The sequence below is a fragment of the Comamonas sp. C11 genome (genome assembly GCF_024496285.1).
Taxonomy (GTDB): domain Bacteria; phylum Pseudomonadota; class Gammaproteobacteria; order Burkholderiales; family Burkholderiaceae_C; genus Comamonas; species Comamonas testosteroni_F.
Genome location: NZ_CP101743.1, coordinates 4,813,078 through 4,828,860, shown reverse-complemented (window position 1 = coordinate 4,828,860; position 15,783 = coordinate 4,813,078). Strand labels below are relative to the sequence as shown.

At 61.9% G+C, this 15,783-nt stretch carries 14 protein-coding genes; 3 read left to right on the top strand and 11 right to left on the bottom strand.

The window, feature by feature from the left end; genetic code table 11:
- Positions 1 to 21 precede the first annotated feature (21 nt).
- From NOX35_RS22290 to NOX35_RS22265, 6 genes are read right to left on the bottom strand one after another with little or no spacing between them, the layout of a single operon-like run.
- The gene (locus NOX35_RS22290) at positions 22 to 4,260 is read right to left on the bottom strand and encodes a translocation/assembly module TamB domain-containing protein (protein WP_256494764.1); all 4,239 of its coding nucleotides are present in this window, start codon (positions 4,258 to 4,260) and stop codon (positions 22 to 24) included.
- 2 nt (positions 4,261 to 4,262) lie between these two features.
- Positions 4,263 to 6,170 carry an autotransporter assembly complex family protein gene (locus tag NOX35_RS22285; protein WP_256494763.1) on the bottom strand — a complete coding sequence of 636 codons (1,908 nt, stop codon included), beginning with the start codon at positions 6,168 to 6,170 and terminating at the stop codon, positions 4,263 to 4,265.
- Between the two features lie 4 nt (positions 6,171 to 6,174).
- Positions 6,175 to 7,362, bottom strand: a complete 1,188-nt coding sequence (locus NOX35_RS22280; protein WP_003071236.1) for a VWA domain-containing protein — start codon at positions 7,360 to 7,362, stop codon at positions 6,175 to 6,177.
- Positions 7,363 to 7,380: 18 nt separating this feature from the next.
- Complete coding sequence (locus NOX35_RS22275) at positions 7,381 to 7,983, bottom strand: GNAT family N-acetyltransferase (RefSeq protein WP_182284465.1); 603 nt, start codon at positions 7,981 to 7,983, stop codon at positions 7,381 to 7,383.
- Between the two features lie 11 nt (positions 7,984 to 7,994).
- Positions 7,995 to 8,216, bottom strand: a complete 222-nt coding sequence (locus NOX35_RS22270; protein ID WP_003071240.1) for a hypothetical protein — start codon at positions 8,214 to 8,216, stop codon at positions 7,995 to 7,997.
- A gap of 30 nt (positions 8,217 to 8,246) precedes the next feature.
- The gene (locus NOX35_RS22265; RefSeq protein ID WP_182284464.1) at positions 8,247 to 9,089 is read right to left on the bottom strand and encodes a MoxR family ATPase; all 843 of its coding nucleotides are present in this window, start codon (positions 9,087 to 9,089) and stop codon (positions 8,247 to 8,249) included.
- A gap of 116 nt (positions 9,090 to 9,205) precedes the next feature.
- On the opposite strand from NOX35_RS22265, the gene NOX35_RS22260 reads away from it, so the two are divergent.
- On the top strand, positions 9,206 to 9,868 hold the full coding sequence (locus NOX35_RS22260; protein WP_256494762.1) for a cytochrome c: 663 nt from the start codon (positions 9,206 to 9,208) through the stop codon (positions 9,866 to 9,868).
- A 155-nt stretch (positions 9,869 to 10,023) separates the two neighbouring features.
- On the opposite strand, the gene NOX35_RS22255 is transcribed toward NOX35_RS22260, so the two are convergent.
- On the bottom strand, positions 10,024 to 10,476 hold the full coding sequence (locus NOX35_RS22255) for a DUF1841 family protein (RefSeq protein WP_256494761.1): 453 nt from the start codon (positions 10,474 to 10,476) through the stop codon (positions 10,024 to 10,026).
- A gap of 16 nt (positions 10,477 to 10,492) precedes the next feature.
- The gene (gene kefC / locus NOX35_RS22250) at positions 10,493 to 12,385 is read right to left on the bottom strand and encodes a glutathione-regulated potassium-efflux system protein KefC (protein WP_256494760.1); all 1,893 of its coding nucleotides are present in this window, start codon (positions 12,383 to 12,385) and stop codon (positions 10,493 to 10,495) included.
- A gap of 204 nt (positions 12,386 to 12,589) precedes the next feature.
- Here kefC and NOX35_RS22245 point away from each other — a divergent pair, with 204 nt between their 5' ends.
- Both NOX35_RS22245 and NOX35_RS22240 read left to right on the top strand, forming a co-directional pair.
- A complete protein-coding gene (locus tag NOX35_RS22245; protein WP_003075471.1) occupies positions 12,590 to 13,222 on the top strand; it encodes a LysE family transporter in 633 nt (210 codons plus the stop codon).
- Positions 13,223 to 13,354: 132 nt separating this feature from the next.
- Positions 13,355 to 13,819 (top strand): MaoC family dehydratase, encoded by a 465-nt coding sequence (locus NOX35_RS22240; RefSeq protein ID WP_034366233.1) that lies wholly within the window; start codon positions 13,355 to 13,357, stop codon positions 13,817 to 13,819.
- A gap of 103 nt (positions 13,820 to 13,922) precedes the next feature.
- On the opposite strand, the gene NOX35_RS22235 is transcribed toward NOX35_RS22240, so the two are convergent.
- The 3 genes from NOX35_RS22235 to NOX35_RS22225 form a co-directional block, all read right to left on the bottom strand.
- The gene (locus tag NOX35_RS22235; protein WP_182287296.1) at positions 13,923 to 14,231 is read right to left on the bottom strand and encodes a DUF4148 domain-containing protein; all 309 of its coding nucleotides are present in this window, start codon (positions 14,229 to 14,231) and stop codon (positions 13,923 to 13,925) included.
- A gap of 153 nt (positions 14,232 to 14,384) precedes the next feature.
- Positions 14,385 to 14,879, bottom strand: coding sequence for a tRNA (uridine(34)/cytosine(34)/5-carboxymethylaminomethyluridine(34)-2'-O)-methyltransferase TrmL (gene trmL / locus NOX35_RS22230; RefSeq protein WP_256494759.1), 495 nt, complete (start codon positions 14,877 to 14,879; stop codon positions 14,385 to 14,387).
- Positions 14,880 to 14,949: 70 nt separating this feature from the next.
- Entirely contained in the window at positions 14,950 to 15,690 is a 741-nt protein-coding gene (locus NOX35_RS22225) for a ComF family protein (RefSeq protein WP_256494758.1), read from the bottom strand.
- Between the last annotated feature and the right edge of the window lie 93 nt (positions 15,691 to 15,783).

Below are 15,783 nucleotides of genomic sequence, written 5' to 3'. Positions count from 1 at the left end.
GGGTTAGGGATGTTTTCATGCTTAGTCCTTGCGAACGGTATAGACGATGTCCATGGCACTGGTCATGCCGGTCTGAGCGCGCAAGGTGACGCTGCGCGACAGGTCGTAGAAGATGTAGATGATGCCCATGGCTCCCGACAGGCTCTGCTCGTAGGTCAGGTAGAGCTTGTCCGAGATGCGCTTGCCCATGGTCAGTGCAGCACCTGCAGCATCCGTGCCGTCGCCGCCGCCCTTGAAGCCGACCTCATCGAGACCCAGGCTTCCCGCAATCTTGCCGCTTGAGCTGTTGCCGCCGGCCAGCAAGGCCATGGCGGCCTGCTGAAGCAAGGCGCTGCTGGCCCCACCAGAGGCGGGATCACGGCCCATGACCACCCAGGAGAGCTTTTCTGCATCGGGCAGAGCGGGATCCGAGTACAGCAGCACGCGTGGTGCGCTGGCCGTACCCAGCACTTGCACGCCAGCCTTGACGGCAATATTCGGGCGCAGCGCCAGTATGTCCAGCGAGGGGTTGTTATAGGGACCATTGAAGCGGATCAGGCCGGTTTCCACATTCAGCGACTGGCCCCAGGCCCGGTAGCGACCTTGCTCGGTACGGATTTCTCCAGTCACGCTGGGCGGGCCGCCGATGTAGCTGGCACCTCGTACTTCGAGCTGGCCCAGCAGCCGCGTGGTGATGCCAAAGCCCTGCAGAGCAAAGTCACGGCCCATGTCGAGCTTGACGAGAATGTCGGGTACCTTGCGCGGCGTGGCCCGGGCCTGCTCCTTGCGGGCCTGTTGCTCGGCGCGGTGGCGTTCTTCCTCTTCGGCCTTGCGCGATGCCGCCGAGCGCACGACCACATCCTTGTCCAGCGATGGTGCGGATTCCTCGGGCAGGATGATGGAGGCTCTGTCGACGCTGAGGTCGCCGCGCAGCGTGAACTGGCTTTGCTCCAGTCGTGCCTGCAGATCGCCGGAGACGCTGACCTGGCGGTCAGCTCGCACAAGTACCTGCAGCTTGCTGGCCTTGGCCTGCAGATTCATGCTCAGGCCTGACTCGCTCCCTGTACCCGGCGGTGTGAATTGGGCATATCCCGTGCCGGTGAGCTGGCCACCGTCTTCGGGGGCACGGGTCAGGTTGCCGCTATATCCCAGAATGCGCGCCTGGCTGCCTTTGCCGCCCTTGAGGCGCAGTTCGGTGATGTCCAGTCTGGTGCCTTGCAGCTTGGCACGCAGAATGCCGTCGCGCAGGTCAACGCCATCGAGCAGAGACACGATATTGAGTCCATCGGCCTTGATATCGCCCTGCCACTTGGGGTCCTGCAAGGTGCCGCTGATGCTGGCGTCCGCCGCCAGCGTGCCCTGAATGCGCCAGCCTGGTGGCGCAAACAGGGCCCACAGTCCCATATCTGGCATATTGGCGTGCAACTGACCGGACAGAGGCGCCGTGGCGGGCAGCGTCCAGCGGTCCTGCTGATAGCTGAGCTGGGTGCGCAGGTCGGCGCTGAGCTTGCCTGCACGCTCGCTCTCCCAGAGCAGCTTGGCGTTGACCTGACTACCCTGTGCCTGCACGTTGAGGCGAATGTCCTTGATGCGCGAGCGCATGCCTGCGCCGCTGATCTGGCGCGTGCGTGTGCCGCCAGCGCGTGTGGCGGTGGGGCCGGTAGTCTGGATGACGGTAGTGCTGGAGCCATCGTCTACTGCCAGCCGCAGATCGCCTGCGGCACGCTCGACAGTGAGATCGGCCTTGAGATCCTTGCCCAAGGTGTCCAGGTTCCAGCGCGTGTTGAAGCTCAGGTCGCCGGAAATGCCGGCTGCCTCCAGCGGTGGATCGTCATCGCCCAGGCTGAATGCATCGACCCAGGCCAGCGGAATTCCAAGGGCTTGCCCTGCGCTGCGCAGCCCCCATTGGCCGCTGCCGGTACGGGTGACGGAGCCATCATCCCATGCCAGTTGCGCAGGTGCCAGCGGCTCGCTGCTGGTACGCCTGATGCCCAACTTCGGGGGCGTGATCTGCAGCTTGCCGGCGCTGAACTGATAGACGGTGCTCAGCACCGTGCTGCCACTGGTGCGCTGCTTGATCAGCACGGGGGCTCCGGCTTGCAACTGCACCACCCAGGGGGCGGGCTTGTTCTTGTCGGGTGTGAGCTGGGCCTGCAGCTTTTGCAGACTGGCTTGCCAGTCCAGCGGTGCCGTGCCCTTGCCGCCCGTCAGGCCGGCTTGCAAAGCGGTGTCGATCTGTATGCTTTTGCCAGCTTGCTGGGCCTGCGCGGTCAGACCGATCCTGGCATTTTCGGGGCTGCCGTCAATGTTCAGTGCCAGCGCAGGCAAGACGGCACCCTGGTCGACTGCGGTGCCGGCAGGCAGATAACGAATCTTCTCGGCGCGCAGCTTGGCCTGGATCTGCAAGCCACTGGCGGGAATGGCCGCGCCATGGGAGGCGCTCAAGCGCTTGAGCAGGTTTTCCCAACCGCCCTTCAGAGCCAGTTGCAAATCTGCGCTGCCATCGAGTTGAGCGCCGCCCAGCGGGTCCTTCACGCCCGGCAGTTTGCGCAGCCATTGTGTGAGCGTGCTCATGGAGCTGAGCTGCAGCTGGCTTTGGACAGTGCCGCTGGCAGGGCTCATCTGCCCGTCAAAGTTCAGTTGCGCACCGGGCACCGCAGCCTTGAGTCGAGCCTTGGCCTGCTGGGTTTCTGTATTGAACTCCACGGACTGGGCGTCGACGCTGGCCTGCAGGGCTTCTAGCTGTAGTTTCTCCAGCTGCAGCAGCGGGGCCTGCCACTGGCCTTTGGCAGCCAGGGTCTGAATGCGCAGCGTCTTGTTGTCGCGCTTGCCGTCCACTGCATGCAGATTGGCGGCAAACACAATCTTGCTGGCAGCGGCATCGCCGCTGCCAGGCTCGGCTTGCACAGCCTTGGCGCTGATTTCGCCTTCCAGAGGGGCGGCTTCCAGTGTGCTGTAGAGATCGGCCGGGTTGAGCTGTTCCACGACCGCCAGGCCTTCAAACAACCGGGTGCTCGGCGTGAACTGACCGTTGAGCGCGATTTTGCCCTTGCCGATCTGGATACTAGAGTCGTCGACCTGCCATTGCTGGCCGTCGAAATGGACTCCGGCCATCAGCTCGGCCACGGGCAGGCGCTGCCGGTCCCAGGGGCCGGGCAGCGCGTTGCTGAAGCTGGTGCTCAGGTTCCAGGGCTGAGCCTCCAGGTTCGTAGCGGCAGCTACCGTTTCGTCGGGGCCGGCCTGCAATTGGCCGGTCAACAGGGTACGCGGTCCTTGAGGCCAGAATGCAGAGACATCGAGATTGCGTAGCTGGGCCTTGGCAGCCAGCAGCGGCTGACCGCGCCAGGGCATGATGCTGGCCGCCACATCCGCCTGCATGGGGGGAGTGTCTGCAGCTGGCCCGGACTTCGAGCCTGAGGGCTGCCGGTTGCTGCTCTGCTCGGGGGCTAGAGCTGTTTTGCCTTGACGGTCTGCGCCGGAGATCTCGGCGCTGGCATTGGCCTTGATCTCCAGCCTCGCCGCTTCGGTGGCCAGCGTGCCTTCGGCTGTCACCCTGGCCTGCACGGCAATGGTGGCGCCGGCGTCGCCGTCCTTGTCCAATGGGTTGGGCATTTGCACATCGCCGGTGGCCTCGGCCTGCATAGCCATGGGAGCGGCGCCCTGCAGCTTCAGCTGGGCCTGATAGGTGCCCTGGGCAAAGCGCAGGCTGCTGACTTTGAGTTCGTGGTTGGTTCCCGTGTATTCATAGCGACCGTGCAGGTCCTGCACCACGGCTTCGGGCGGGCCTTGCCAGATGATCTGGTCGACCTTGAAGGGCAGCTCTATCTTCACGGGCAGGGTCAGCGACTGCAGCGGTTCGCTGGCGGGTTTGTCGGGGTCGTGGGTGCTGGCAATGTGCAACTCGGCAATACGAACCTCGCCCAGCTTGAGCGTGCGCGACAGTAGCAAAGGCCTGAACTGCCAGCCGATCTGAGCTTGCCTGACCTCGACCTTCATGGTCGGGCTCTGCCATTGCAGCCAGCCGATGCGGCCGCCGTTCTTGACACTGCCCGTGACCTCTTTGGCGACCAGGGACTGGTCTGCAGGCATCCAGCCGGCCACACGCTGCAGCGTCTGGTTGAGCGAGTCGTCCTTGCCAATCCACCACAGCAGGCTGCCAAGCGCCGCCACCAGGGCGAGCAGGGTCGCTGCAAAGGTCCAGCCCAGCGCGCGTAGCCAGCGGCGGCGTTTGAGAGGCGAAGAGGAGGCCTTGGCGGGAGGGGAGGTGTTTTGTTCTGCCATGCTTAAAACGTGAAGCCCAGACGCAGGTGCAGGCGCAGTTGCTGCTCCTGTGCGCCCCAGGCGAGATCTGCTTGAATTGGGCCAACCGGGCTTTTCCAGCGAATGCCGGTGCCAAAACCAACGCGGGTGTAGAGGCGGTTGATGTCATCGCCCACGGTGCCGGCATCGATGAAAACGGCGTGCTCGAAGTCCTGCGTATTGCCCTTGATGGTGATGGGCCGCTGCCATTCCACGCTGCCCATGGCCAGATAGCGACCCGCAATCACACGATCGTTTTCCGTGCGAGCGCCAATAGATTGATAGCCGTAGCCGCGCACCGTGTTGTCGCCACCCGTCAGAAACATGATGGTGGTGGGCAGATCCACATCTTTCTTGGCCATGACGGCGCCGATTCCCGCCTTGAGCTGCAGGCGGCTGTGGCGCCTGGTTTCCTCGTCGCGCTCGCCCAGCGGTATCAGGCTGAGCCAGCGCCCAGTGAGGCGCCCGAACGGCGAGCGCTGCGGCGTCAGCGTGGTGCCAGCACCAGCCTCCAGGGCCAGGCCGAAGCCCGAGGTGGGCAGCAGATTGTTGTCGAAATAGCGGGCCGTCCAGCCATAGTTGGCCAACAGCGAGGAGGCACCGGGCGGAGCACCTGCGCCCTGGGTCTTGGCGTAGTCGTACTGCAGGTACATATTGCGCTCTATGCGGTCCTCGGCCTTGGAGCGGCCAAAGCGCATCTGTGCACTGTTGGTGTAGAAGTCGCCTGCAGGCGCACGTTCGAGCTTGCCGCTGGCAAACCAGCGCCAGAGATCCTCTCCGGGAAGGCCGACCAGCTGCGTGGAGATCAGCGGGTTCTTCCTGTCCAGCTGCAGCTTGCTGACGGCGCGCCAGTTCAGACCGGGGACCTTGTTGTAAGTGTGATCGATGGACAGACGAGGTCCGGTGTCCGTGCTCAGACCCACACCAAACACCCATTTCTGCAGCTTGGCTTCGCGCACCTTGGCAATTACCGGCGAGGTGATGGCTGCACCCTGATTCTTGCGCTGTTCGTCGCGCTCAGCGTCGGTAGCGGCCTGTTGCGGCGAATCGGCCAGGGAGAGAAATACCGAGTCGTAATAGCCGCTGCTGACCAGGCGCTGTTGCGCATCGAGCATGCTTTGCAAGTCATATTCCTGACCTTCCGGAAGGCGCGCAATACGGGCCGTGCGCACCGGGTCGTAACGCTCGGCACCATCAATCTGCAGCGGACCGAACGTATAGGCTGGGCCGGGGTCATAGCTCACGCTGACCTGGGCCTTGTTGGTGTCGGCATCCACATCGGCCAGACTGGTATCTATGCGGGCCAGCGGGTAACGGCGCTTTTGCAACTCCTTGAGACCACCGCTCTTGGCGCTGCTCCAGGCCGATTGCGAGAATTGCTCGCCGGCCTGCAGCGGCCAGGTTTCCTCGATCTGCAGGCGCTGAGAGGTTCCCAGCTCGTCGCTGGCATTGATGCCGGCAAAACGCACCTCGGATTTCTCAATGATGGTGGGTGGGCCCGGATCGACCCTGACCACCACTTTGCGCGGTGCTTCCTCCTCGGGAGTATCGGTCAGCTCCACGGTCACCGTGGGGCTGAAATAGCCCAGGGTGCCTATCAGCTCGCGCACATTGGCATCGGTCGCACCCAGCAGGCGCGTCAGCTCGCGTCGCTGCAGATCGGGCTGGTGGCGAAAACGCTTGAGTTCAAGATGCTGCTCCAGCAGCGCACGGACTTGTTTTGGGGCATCGACTTCCAGAGTGAAGGCGGGGGGGCCGCTGGTGTCGATGCCCAGGGCTTCGGCTTCTTTGTCTTTGGGGGAAAGCAGGCTGCAGCCGCTGAGGAGCAAGGCGGCTCCCAAAAGCAAAGCCGGCCTCAAGGCCGGCTTTTTCAAGGGCAAGGTCTGGGGCATGCCCCTATTTTGACAGCATGCGCATGGCGTCTTCCAAGCCTTTGAGCGACAAAGGGTACATGCGGTCCCCCATCAGCTGCTGGATGATGCTGATGCTCTGGCGGTACTGCCATACGCCCTGTGGCTCCGGATTGATCCAGGCAAAGTGCGGGAAGGCATTCGTCAGGCGCTGCAGCCACTCGGCACCGGGTTCCTCGTTCATGTATTCGACCGAGCCGCCGGGTTGCAGGATTTCATAGGGGCTCATGGTCGCGTCGCCGACAAAGATCAGCTTGTAGTCCTTGTTGTACTTGCGAATGATGTCCCAGGTCGGAAATTTTTCGGCAAAGCGGCGGCGGTTGTTCTTCCACATGAAGTCGTAGACACAGTTGTGGAAGTAATAGAACTCCAGATGCTTGAGCTCGCTTTTCACGGCTGAGAACAGCTCCTCCACGCGCTGTATATGCTCGTCCATGGTGCCGCCCACGTCCATGAGCAGCAGCACTTTCACATTGTTATGCCGCTCGGGAATCATCTTGATGTCGAGATAGCCCGCATTGGCTGCCGTGGAGCGGATGGTGTCCGGCAGGTCCAATTCCAGTTCGCTGCCCTGGCGCGCAAACTTGCGCAGGCGACGCAGAGCGACCTTGATGTTGCGCGTGCCCAATTCCTGGGTGTCGTCATAGTCGCGGTAGGCTCGCTGCTCCCAGACCTTGACGGCGCTCTTGTTGCGGCCCGGTCCGCCAATGCGTATGCCCGCGGGGTTGTAGCCGCCATGACCGAAGGGGCTGGTGCCGCCCGTACCAATCCATTTGTTGCCGCCTTCGTGGCGCTCCTTTTGCTCCTCCAGGCGCTTCTTGAGCGTCTCCATCAGCTCGTCCCAGCCCATGGCTTCGATCTTGGCCTTGTCCTCGGGGCTGAGCTCGCGCTCCAGAAGCTTTTGCAACCAGTCCTGCGGAATTTCCTTGGTCAGGTCGGCCAGCATCTCCACGCCCTTGAAATAGGCGGAAAAAGCGCGGTCGTACTTGTCGTAGTGCTTCTCGTCCTTGACCAGAATGGTTCGGCCCAGGTGGTAGAAGTCGTCCAGGCTCCAGCGATCCTCGCTCTTGGGGCCGATGATGCCCGCGTCCAGTGCTTCCAGCAGAGCCAGAAATTCCTTGACCGACACAGGCAGTTTGGCAGCACGCAGGGTATAGAAGAAATCGATCAGCATGAAAAATGCCTCCAGCGCTTATGCAGCGGGTGCATGCTGCTCCAGAAGGTAGAGCAGTTGTGCACGGGCTTCAGGCCATTCGCCACTGCGCATGCTGTACATCACGGTGTCGCGAATCGTGCCGTCGCGGCGCAGAGCATGGCCGCGAATCACGCCATCCTTCTTGGCTCCCAGCCGCTCGATGGCGCGCTGGCTGGCGAAGTTGAAGTTGTCCGTGCGCCAGCCCACCACATGGCAGCCCAGCGTACCGAAGGCATGGGCCAGCAGCAGCAGCTTGGCCGAAGTGTTGACATGGGTGCGCTGAACGCTTTTGGCATACCAGGTGTAGCCAATTTCCACACGGCGAATGGTTGGCACGATGTCGTGATAACTGGTCGTGCCCAGCACCTTGCCGGTGGCATCGTCGAGCACGGCGAACGCAAAGCGGTGGCCCTGGTCGCGGCCTAGCAGCGCGGTTTCGATATAGCTGCGCACCTCGTCAGCCTCGGGCACGGAAGTCACTCGAATCTTCCACAGCTCTCCATCGGCTGCGGCCGCAGCCAGTCCAGGCTCATGGCTCAGATCCAGCGGCTCCAGTCGCACGCCGCGGTCGCGCAAGGTCACAGGTTCTACAAAGGTCATAGCTTGCTCACTCAAAGTGGATTGCGCTTGCTGCGCCAGAGTCGTGCCAGCTTGAGCCCCAGGCCTCCGCCCAGCCCCACCATGGCGATGGCGGCAATGCTGCCGGCACCATAGCCCTGGGCAAACAGGTCAAGGCCCAGCACATGGGACAGGCCCCAGCCCAGCAGGGCTCCACCCACAAAGCCGATGGCGTCGGAGCCGCCTTCCAGCAGCAGTTGTTGTGCGGTGCTCATGGGCTGTGTCTCCTCGGTTCTTCAGGAAGGTTAGCGGTTGCGCTGGTTCATGAAGACCAGCTTTTCAAACAGGCTCATATCCTGTTCGTTCTTGAGCAGTGCGCCAACCAGGGGCGGTACGCTGACCTTGCCTTCCTCGGATTGCAGGGCCGATGCAGGAATTTCCTCGGCGACCAGCAGCTTGAGCCAGTCGATCAGCTCGCTGGTCGAAGGCTTTTTCTTGAGGCCGGGCAGATTGCGCACATCGTAGAAGACCTTCATGGCGGCGCTCAGCAACTCGCCCTGCAGCTTGGGAAAATGCACGTTCACGATCTGGCGCATGGTGTCGGCATCGGGGAACTTGATGTAGTGGAAAAAGCAGCGGCGCAAAAATGCGTCAGGCAGTTCCTTTTCGTTGTTCGAGGTGATGAACACCAGGGGGCGGTGTTTGGCGCGGATCATCTCGTGCGTCTCGTAGCAATAGAACTCCATGCGATCGATTTCGCGCAGCAAGTCGTTGGGGAACTCGATGTCGGCCTTGTCGATCTCGTCAATCAGCAGGGCTACGGGGCGCTCCGCAGTGAAGGCCTGCCAGAGCACGCCCTTGACGATGTAGTTGTGAATGTCCTTGACGCGCTCGTCGCCCAGCTGCGAATCGCGCAGGCGGCTCACGGCGTCGTACTCATACAGGCCTTGCTGTGCCTTGGTGGTGGACTTGATATGCCACTGCAGCAGCGGCATGTCCAGCGCCTGAGCCACTTCCTCGGCTAGCATGGTCTTGCCCGTGCCGGGCTCGCCCTTGATGAGCAGAGGGCGCTGCAGGGTAGCGGCGGCGTTGACGGCCAGCATCAGATCTTGCGTGGCCACGTATTTGTCGGAACCTTGAAACTTCATGGGCGGTATCAGCGTAAGTATTGATAAGCGTGCGAAATTCTCACTGCCATAATCGTTTGCACTGCAGCAAGGCATTTGAGCACCCGTCTGAACTCTTGAAGGATTGTGCGCGCAAAATGATAAAAACTTGGACCACGGTATTGGCAGTAGTTGTCGCATCAGTGACCGGCATCGCAAACGCTCAGGCTGTCAAGGGCGATGCAAAGGCCGGCGAAGGCAAGATCGCCATGTGCATAGGCTGTCACGGCATCACTGGCTATCAGGCCAGTTTCCCTGAGGTTTACAAGGTGCCGATGATCGGCGGGCAGAATGAGGCCTATATCGTCTCGGCCCTGAATGCCTATAAAAAAGGCGAACGAAAACACCCCACCATGCGTGGCATTGCAGACTCGCTGAGCGAGCAGGACATGGCCGATGTGGCGGCCTTCTATGCAGGTCATAGCAAGGCCAAGGATGGCAAGGCCAAGGAGGCGAACCCGGCCGTCACGGCGCTGCTGCAAAAAGGTGCCTGCTTCTCCTGTCACGGTGAAGGCTTTTCAAAACCCATTGACCCGTCCTACCCCAAGGTGGCGGGGCAGTATTCGGACTATGTTTTCCGCGCCTTGCAGTCATACAAAACCGATGGCAATTCGCTCATCGGGCGCAGCAATGGCGTGATGGCGGGTATTGCCAAGCAGTTCAAGAACGACGAGCTGCAGCAGCTCGCCAAGTACATCGGTAGCCTGGACAGCGAGATGCAGGTAGTGGCGCAGCCGCACTTCCGCCTGGGCCAGAAATAGACCTTGTCTCAGAAAAAGCAAAAGCCCGTGAAGACGGGCTTTTGCTTTTTCTCAACGGTATGCAGCTCAGGGGCCCGGTACGCAGGGCTTGGGAGGCAGAGCTGGAGCCCTCCTGCCGCGATTGTGTCATCTCCCTGCGGAGGCTGCGCGGCGCATCAGGGGGTACTTTTAAAACGGCCGTCAGTGGTGGCCAGGCGCTGAACTCCGGCGACGTACGCCTCGCCATCCGGCGGGCGTCCCGAACGTTGGCTTTCCCAGAGCATCTGGCCCAGGCATTCCATGGCGGCGTGATGGGCGTCATGCAGATCACGCTTTCTGGTCAGCAGTTCCACGGCCTGGCGTATGCCGCGTGGCGAGTCCACGCTGCACTGCTCGCTGATGGACAGATGCATGGACAGGTGCAGAAACGGGTTGGTACGCTCGGTCTCCGCGTCGTAGTTGCGCGCCACGGCGGCATCCACGTCGGAGAGCTCGTCGAAGTACTCGGGGTGCTCGTCTATCCACAGGCTGGCCAGCGTCTCGATGGCCTCCATGGGCGCGCCGCTGATCATCTTGGCGCGCACACCGCAAAAAAATCGCCGTACGTCGGCTTGGCTGGGGTTGAACATGATGGCGCGCAGCGTATCACGGCTGCCGAGCGTCGGCCGGACTGTGGTCTTGCTCGCTGGCCAGGGGCGTATCGGGTGCATCGGCGTTGTCGGCCAGCAGATCTGCACGCTCCTTGGCCATCTGCTCCACCAGTTGCTGGCGGCCCTGCTTGGCCACCGCAATCAGCTGGTTCTTGTCCTTGTAATGCGGGTACATGCGCTCGGCCAGCGCCAGATTGTGCTCCCTGAATCGTGCTGTGATGCGTTTGGCTTCGGCCGGACTCTGACCCAGCAGCTCCAGCACCGACTGGGCCGAGATCAGGCTGGATTCGAAGACTTCGCGCTGGGCATGCTCGACCCCGAGATCGCGCAGGCGGAACCAGTGATCCAGGTCACGGGTACGGGCCACGATCTCGAGGTTGGGGAAATGCTTGCGCACCTGACTGGCTATCTTGAGGGACTGCTCGGTGGTGTCGACGGCAATCACCAGCACATGGGCCTGGGCCGCGCCTGCGATGCGCAGCAGGTCCATGCGTGTGGCATCGCCGTAGAACACGCGGTGGCCATAGATCTGCGCGGCCTCCAGCATTTCCACGCTGTGGTCCAGGATGGTCGGACGTATGCCCTGGGCCAGCAGCACGCGAGCCACGATCTGGCCGTAGCGGCCGAAGCCGGCAATGATGATGGGCGAGTCCTGAGGCTCGGAGATCTCCTTGGCCTTGTCGGAGCCGCATTCCTCATCCTTGATGGTGGAAAAGCGGCGCAGCAGCAGTTTGTCCAGCAGCACCAGCAGCAGCGGGCCCAGCAGCATCGACAGAGCCACGGCCGCGACCAGCATGGAAGACACGCTGTGGCGAAACACCTTGTACTGCGCCGCGGTCTGAAACACCACAAAGGCGAATTCGCCGCCTTGCGCCAGCATCAGCGTGAACACCGGGCGTTCGCGCCAGGGAATCTGCATGAATCTAGCCAGACCGAAGATCATCACTGCCTTCAGTGCAATAAAGCCCGTCACCATGGCGACCATGGCCCAGGGAGACTGGAGGATGACGCCAAAGTCAATGCTCATGCCCACGGCCATGAAAAACAGGCCCAGCAGCAGCCCTTTGAACGGCTCGATATTGGTTTCCAGCTCGCTGCGGTATTCGCTGTCGGCCAGCAGCACACCGGCCAGGAAGGCGCCCAGCGCCATGGACAGGCCCACCTGCGTCATCAGCATGGCAATGCCCACGACCAGCAGCAGCGAGGTGGCGGTGAAGATCTCGGGGGTCTTGCTGCGCGCAATCCAGCGCAGCAGCGGTTGCAGCAGCAATCGGCCGCCAATGATGACGGCGCCAATCGTGCCCACGGTCTTGAGAATGGCCAGCCAGACATGGCTGTCGCCGTGGCTGGCATGGGCGGCCTTGTAAGCGCCCAGAATCGGAATCAGCGCCAGGATGGGGATGGCCGCCACGTCCTGGAACAGCAGGATGGAGAAGGCGGCCTGTCCGCTGGGAGTGCGCATCAGATTGCGTTCGGCCATGATCTGCAGGCAGACAGCGGTTGACGACAGTGCCAGGCCCATGCCCGCAATCAGGCTGACGCGCCAGGACAGACCAAAGGCCCAGGCGGCCAGAAACAGAATCCCGGTGCAGACCGCCATTTGCGCCATGCCCCAGCCAAAGATCGGTCGCCGCAGCTCCCAGAGGCGCTTGGGCTGCAGCTCAAGTCCGATCACGAACAGCATCAGCACCACGCCAAATTCGGCAAAGTGCAGGATGTCGTCCACATTGCGCACCAGGCCAAAACCCCAGGGGCCCATGGCAATGCCGGCGCCCAGGTAGCCGATGATGGCTCCCAGGCCCAGGGCTCTGGCGATGGGGACAGCCAGAACCGCCGCCGTAAGATAGATGAAGCCGTAAGTCAGCCAGATGGGAGAGCCGTGTTCCATGGGAATGTTATGTGGTGTTAACCCTAGAAAGATTCCATTTTGGCACCCGCAACCAGGCGTCAGATTTTTGACAGAAAGAAAAATGGGACGAATGGTTACCTGGTGCTTATAGCGCCTGGTCAACCATGCGTCTGCAAGTCGGCAGCGCAACTTTTAAGATAGGCGCTTTGTGACTGGCGCTTTAGATCGGCGTTTGGAGTGAGTATGGATTTGCACACCTGGTTTGCTTTTTTTGTGGCCTCCTGGATCATTGCGGTCTCGCCTGGATCGGGTGCCGTGCTGTCCATGAGCCACGGCCTGTCCTACGGTGTGCGCAAGACCAGCGCCACCATCATGGGTCTGCAACTTGGTCTGCTGCTCATCCTGTTGATAGCAGGTGCCGGCGTGGGCTCGCTGCTCATGGCGTCCGAGTGGGCCTTCAACGCCGTCAAGATCGTGGGCGCCGGCTATCTCATCTATCTGGGCATCAGCCAGTGGCGTTCCGGTGGCTCGCCGTTGGCAACGCAAGAGGCCGTGCCCGAGGCCAGTCTCAAAAAGCGCGTGCTGACGGGCTTTCTGACCAATGCCACCAATCCCAAGGGCATCATCTTCATGGTGGCCGTGCTGCCGCAGTTCATGACCACCAGCCGTCCTCTGGCCCCTCAGTTGGCGATTCTGGCCGTGACCATGCTGGCTGTGGACACCACGGTGATGCATAGCTATGCAGCAGGTGCCAGCGCCTTGCGTGGTCTGATGCGCAGCGCACGCGCCATGCGCAATCAGAACCGCGTCTTCGGCGGCCTGCTGATGGCCGTGGGCACTGGCCTGTTTTTTGTTCAGCGCTCCAGCGAAGCCTGAGCCGCTTTGAAAAGCATAGCTGCCAGTGTATGAGTAGATTGAGCTAGCGGTATATTGGATCGAATGATTTAGGGTAAGCCCCTTGTCCCGCGTCAGACATGGCGCAGGGCAGGGGGCTTCTACATTGGGGGCATGAAAACCTTTCGCTCCTACTCCGAAGTGCTGGCCTCGATTGGGCAGGAAGTCGCCGTCAGCGACTGGATCACCATCACCCAGGCCCAGATTCAAATGTTTGCCGACGCTACAGGCGATCAGCAATGGATTCATACCGATCCCGAGCGTGCGGCCCAGGGGCCGTTCGGTGCACCGATTGCCCATGGTTTTCTCACGCTGTCCCTGCTGCCGAAGTTCTTCGAAGGCACTTTCAAGATCGAAGGCGCCAAGATGGGGGTGAACTACGGGCTCAACCGCGTGCGCTTCATGGCTCCCGTGCCCGTCAACAGCCGCTTGCGGGCTCGCATGACCTTGCAGGCAGCGGAGCGCATCGAGCCTGAGGGCATTCAGATGACCTGGCTGGTGACGGTGGAGCGCGAAGGCAGCGACAAGCCTGTGTGCGTGGCCGAGTCGCTGGCGCGCAGCTTTGGTGCCGCGGCCTGATTCGCGGAGTAATTTTCAAGCCATGAAAAAAGCCCCCTGGCTTATGCCTTGGGGCTTTGTTATTGAGCCGCACCTTGCACAGCAGGGTGCTGCGCAGAGTCTGTCATTCGCCATAGTTGTCCAGCAAACCGGCCTTGCCTGCGGCAATGGTTTCCTGGCGCACCTGCTCACGGCTGAGGTTGCTGGATTGCTGTTGCTGGGACAGGGGCAGATAGGCATCGCCAACGAGCTGCAGCTGGCCCTTGGCCATGGCGTCCTGCACCTGGGCATTGACCTGAGCACGGGTCAGGGTGGATTGACCTGCAACTTCGGGAGGGTAGTGATCGCCGGTGAAGTCAAAGCCTGCGGCCTGTGCAGCGGCGGCGGACATGGCCAGAGTGGCAACGATGGCGAGGCGGTTGGCGTATTTCATGATTCGTCCTTTGGGTACATCGGGCCTGCAGTCTTGGCGGATATCGTCGGTCGGCTGCAAGTCCATGAGTCGTACTTTAGGACGATCTAATTGCGAGAAAAACCCCCTGTTGCGCAACTTATTGTTCCGAAAATAGAGACAATAAGCGGGAACTTAAAGAGCCGTCTTGGGCTCCGCAAGGGCAGCTCCCGCGAAACCCTGCTGGCGCCAGGCTTCGAACACCGTCACGGCCACGGCGTTGGACAGGTTCAGGCTGCGCTGAGAGGCCAGCATGGGCAGGCGCAGTCGCTGCTCGTTGGGGAACTGGGCGCGCACTTCGGGCGGCAGGCCCTTGCTTTCAGAACCAAAGACCAGCCAGTCGCCGGCCTTGAACTCCATGGTATGGGCCGGACTGCTGCTATGCGTGGTCATGGCGAACATGCGCTCGCGCTGCGGTTGACAGGTTTCGAGGAAGACGTCCCAGCTGGCGTGGCGGGCCACATTGGCGTACTCGTGATAGTCCAGTCCGGCGCGGCGCATATGCCGGTCTTCCATGGAAAAGCCCAGCGGTTCGATCAGATGCAGGCTGCAACCCGTATTGGCAGCCAGACGGATGACATTGCCCGTGTTGGGTGGGATCTCGGGCGCCACAAGAACGATATGAAACATGGGGCGCTATTGTGCAGTCCGGCTGTTACCCACGCTGCCGCCTGCGCAGTTCCAGACTGGCGAATATGGGTCAAGGCGTGCGTGCCAGCACGACGGCGCTTACCGATGCAGCGCCGGCCGACAGCAGGCAGTCTGCCAGTGCATCCAGCGTGGCACCGGTGGTCATCACGTCGTCGAGCAGCAAAATCTCCCGTCCTTTCACCAGAGCCTGCCGAGCCGGGGCGAGGCTGAAAATGCCGCGCAGTTGGCGCAGCCTTTGTTCCCGGCTGGAGGCATGTTGGGGCAGCTCCAGATGTTGGCGTTGCACAGCCTCGCTCAGCAAGGGCAAAGGGCTGTCGTATTGCTCCGAGAGAGAGCGTGCCAGCAGCAGGCTGTGGTCAAAGCCGCGCTCGCGCACGCGCTCATTGGAGGCCGGCATGGGCAGCAAGGCATCGCAGGCCCGCAGCAGCTCCCTGACTTCGGGGTGACTGGCCATCAGCCTGCCCAGACTGCGCACCAGCCCCAGATCGGCTTGAAATTTGTAGCGTGTGATGAGGTTTTGCCAGGGGTAGGCATAGTCCAGCGCGGCGGTGCAGCGCTTGAGTCGGGGTGGTTGCTTGAGGCAGTTGCCGCAGAGGCTGACCAGTGCAGGCAGCGGCAGGGCACAGCTGTGGCAGCGGTGCTTGTGCAGAGCCCAGCGTGCATGACAGTCGCGGCAGACGCGTGGCCCCGGCCAGCGTCCACAGACTGCGCACTGGCTGGGCAAGGCATCCAGCCAACGCTGCTGCTGGCGGCGAAGGTGTGAAAGCCATGTCGCATGAAGGTCGGGCATGGAATCAATATACTCGCGCCGCATTGATCTTCACTCCGGCAGTTGGCGAGCGGCTCGCTTGCTCGACTCTCTGCCTGCTTTTGTCTGCCCATG

Bases quoted from the DNA above. Each gene is read 5' to 3' on its own strand.
- NOX35_RS22290 (WP_256494764.1), bottom strand. From the start codon at position 4,260: ATGGCAGAACAAAACACCTCCCCTCCCGCCAAGGCCTCCTCTTCGCCT.
- NOX35_RS22285 (WP_256494763.1), bottom strand. From the start codon at position 6,170: ATGCCCCAGACCTTGCCCTTGAAAAAGCCGGCCTTGAGGCCGGCTTTG.
- NOX35_RS22280 (WP_003071236.1), bottom strand. From the start codon at position 7,362: ATGCTGATCGATTTCTTCTATACCCTGCGTGCTGCCAAACTGCCTGTG.
- NOX35_RS22275 (WP_182284465.1), bottom strand. From the start codon at position 7,983: ATGACCTTTGTAGAACCTGTGACCTTGCGCGACCGCGGCGTGCGACTG.
- NOX35_RS22270 (WP_003071240.1), bottom strand. From the start codon at position 8,216: ATGAGCACCGCACAACAACTGCTGCTGGAAGGCGGCTCCGACGCCATC.
- NOX35_RS22265 (WP_182284464.1), bottom strand. From the start codon at position 9,089: ATGAAGTTTCAAGGTTCCGACAAATACGTGGCCACGCAAGATCTGATG.
- NOX35_RS22260 (WP_256494762.1), top strand. From the start codon at position 9,206: ATGATAAAAACTTGGACCACGGTATTGGCAGTAGTTGTCGCATCAGTG.
- NOX35_RS22255 (WP_256494761.1), bottom strand. From the start codon at position 10,476: ATGTTCAACCCCAGCCAAGCCGACGTACGGCGATTTTTTTGCGGTGTG.
- kefC (WP_256494760.1), bottom strand. From the start codon at position 12,385: ATGGAACACGGCTCTCCCATCTGGCTGACTTACGGCTTCATCTATCTT.
- NOX35_RS22245 (WP_003075471.1), top strand. From the start codon at position 12,590: ATGGATTTGCACACCTGGTTTGCTTTTTTTGTGGCCTCCTGGATCATT.
- NOX35_RS22240 (WP_034366233.1), top strand. From the start codon at position 13,355: ATGAAAACCTTTCGCTCCTACTCCGAAGTGCTGGCCTCGATTGGGCAG.
- NOX35_RS22235 (WP_182287296.1), bottom strand. From the start codon at position 14,231: ATGAAATACGCCAACCGCCTCGCCATCGTTGCCACTCTGGCCATGTCC.
- trmL (WP_256494759.1), bottom strand. From the start codon at position 14,879: ATGTTTCATATCGTTCTTGTGGCGCCCGAGATCCCACCCAACACGGGC.
- NOX35_RS22225 (WP_256494758.1), bottom strand. From the start codon at position 15,690: ATGCCCGACCTTCATGCGACATGGCTTTCACACCTTCGCCGCCAGCAG.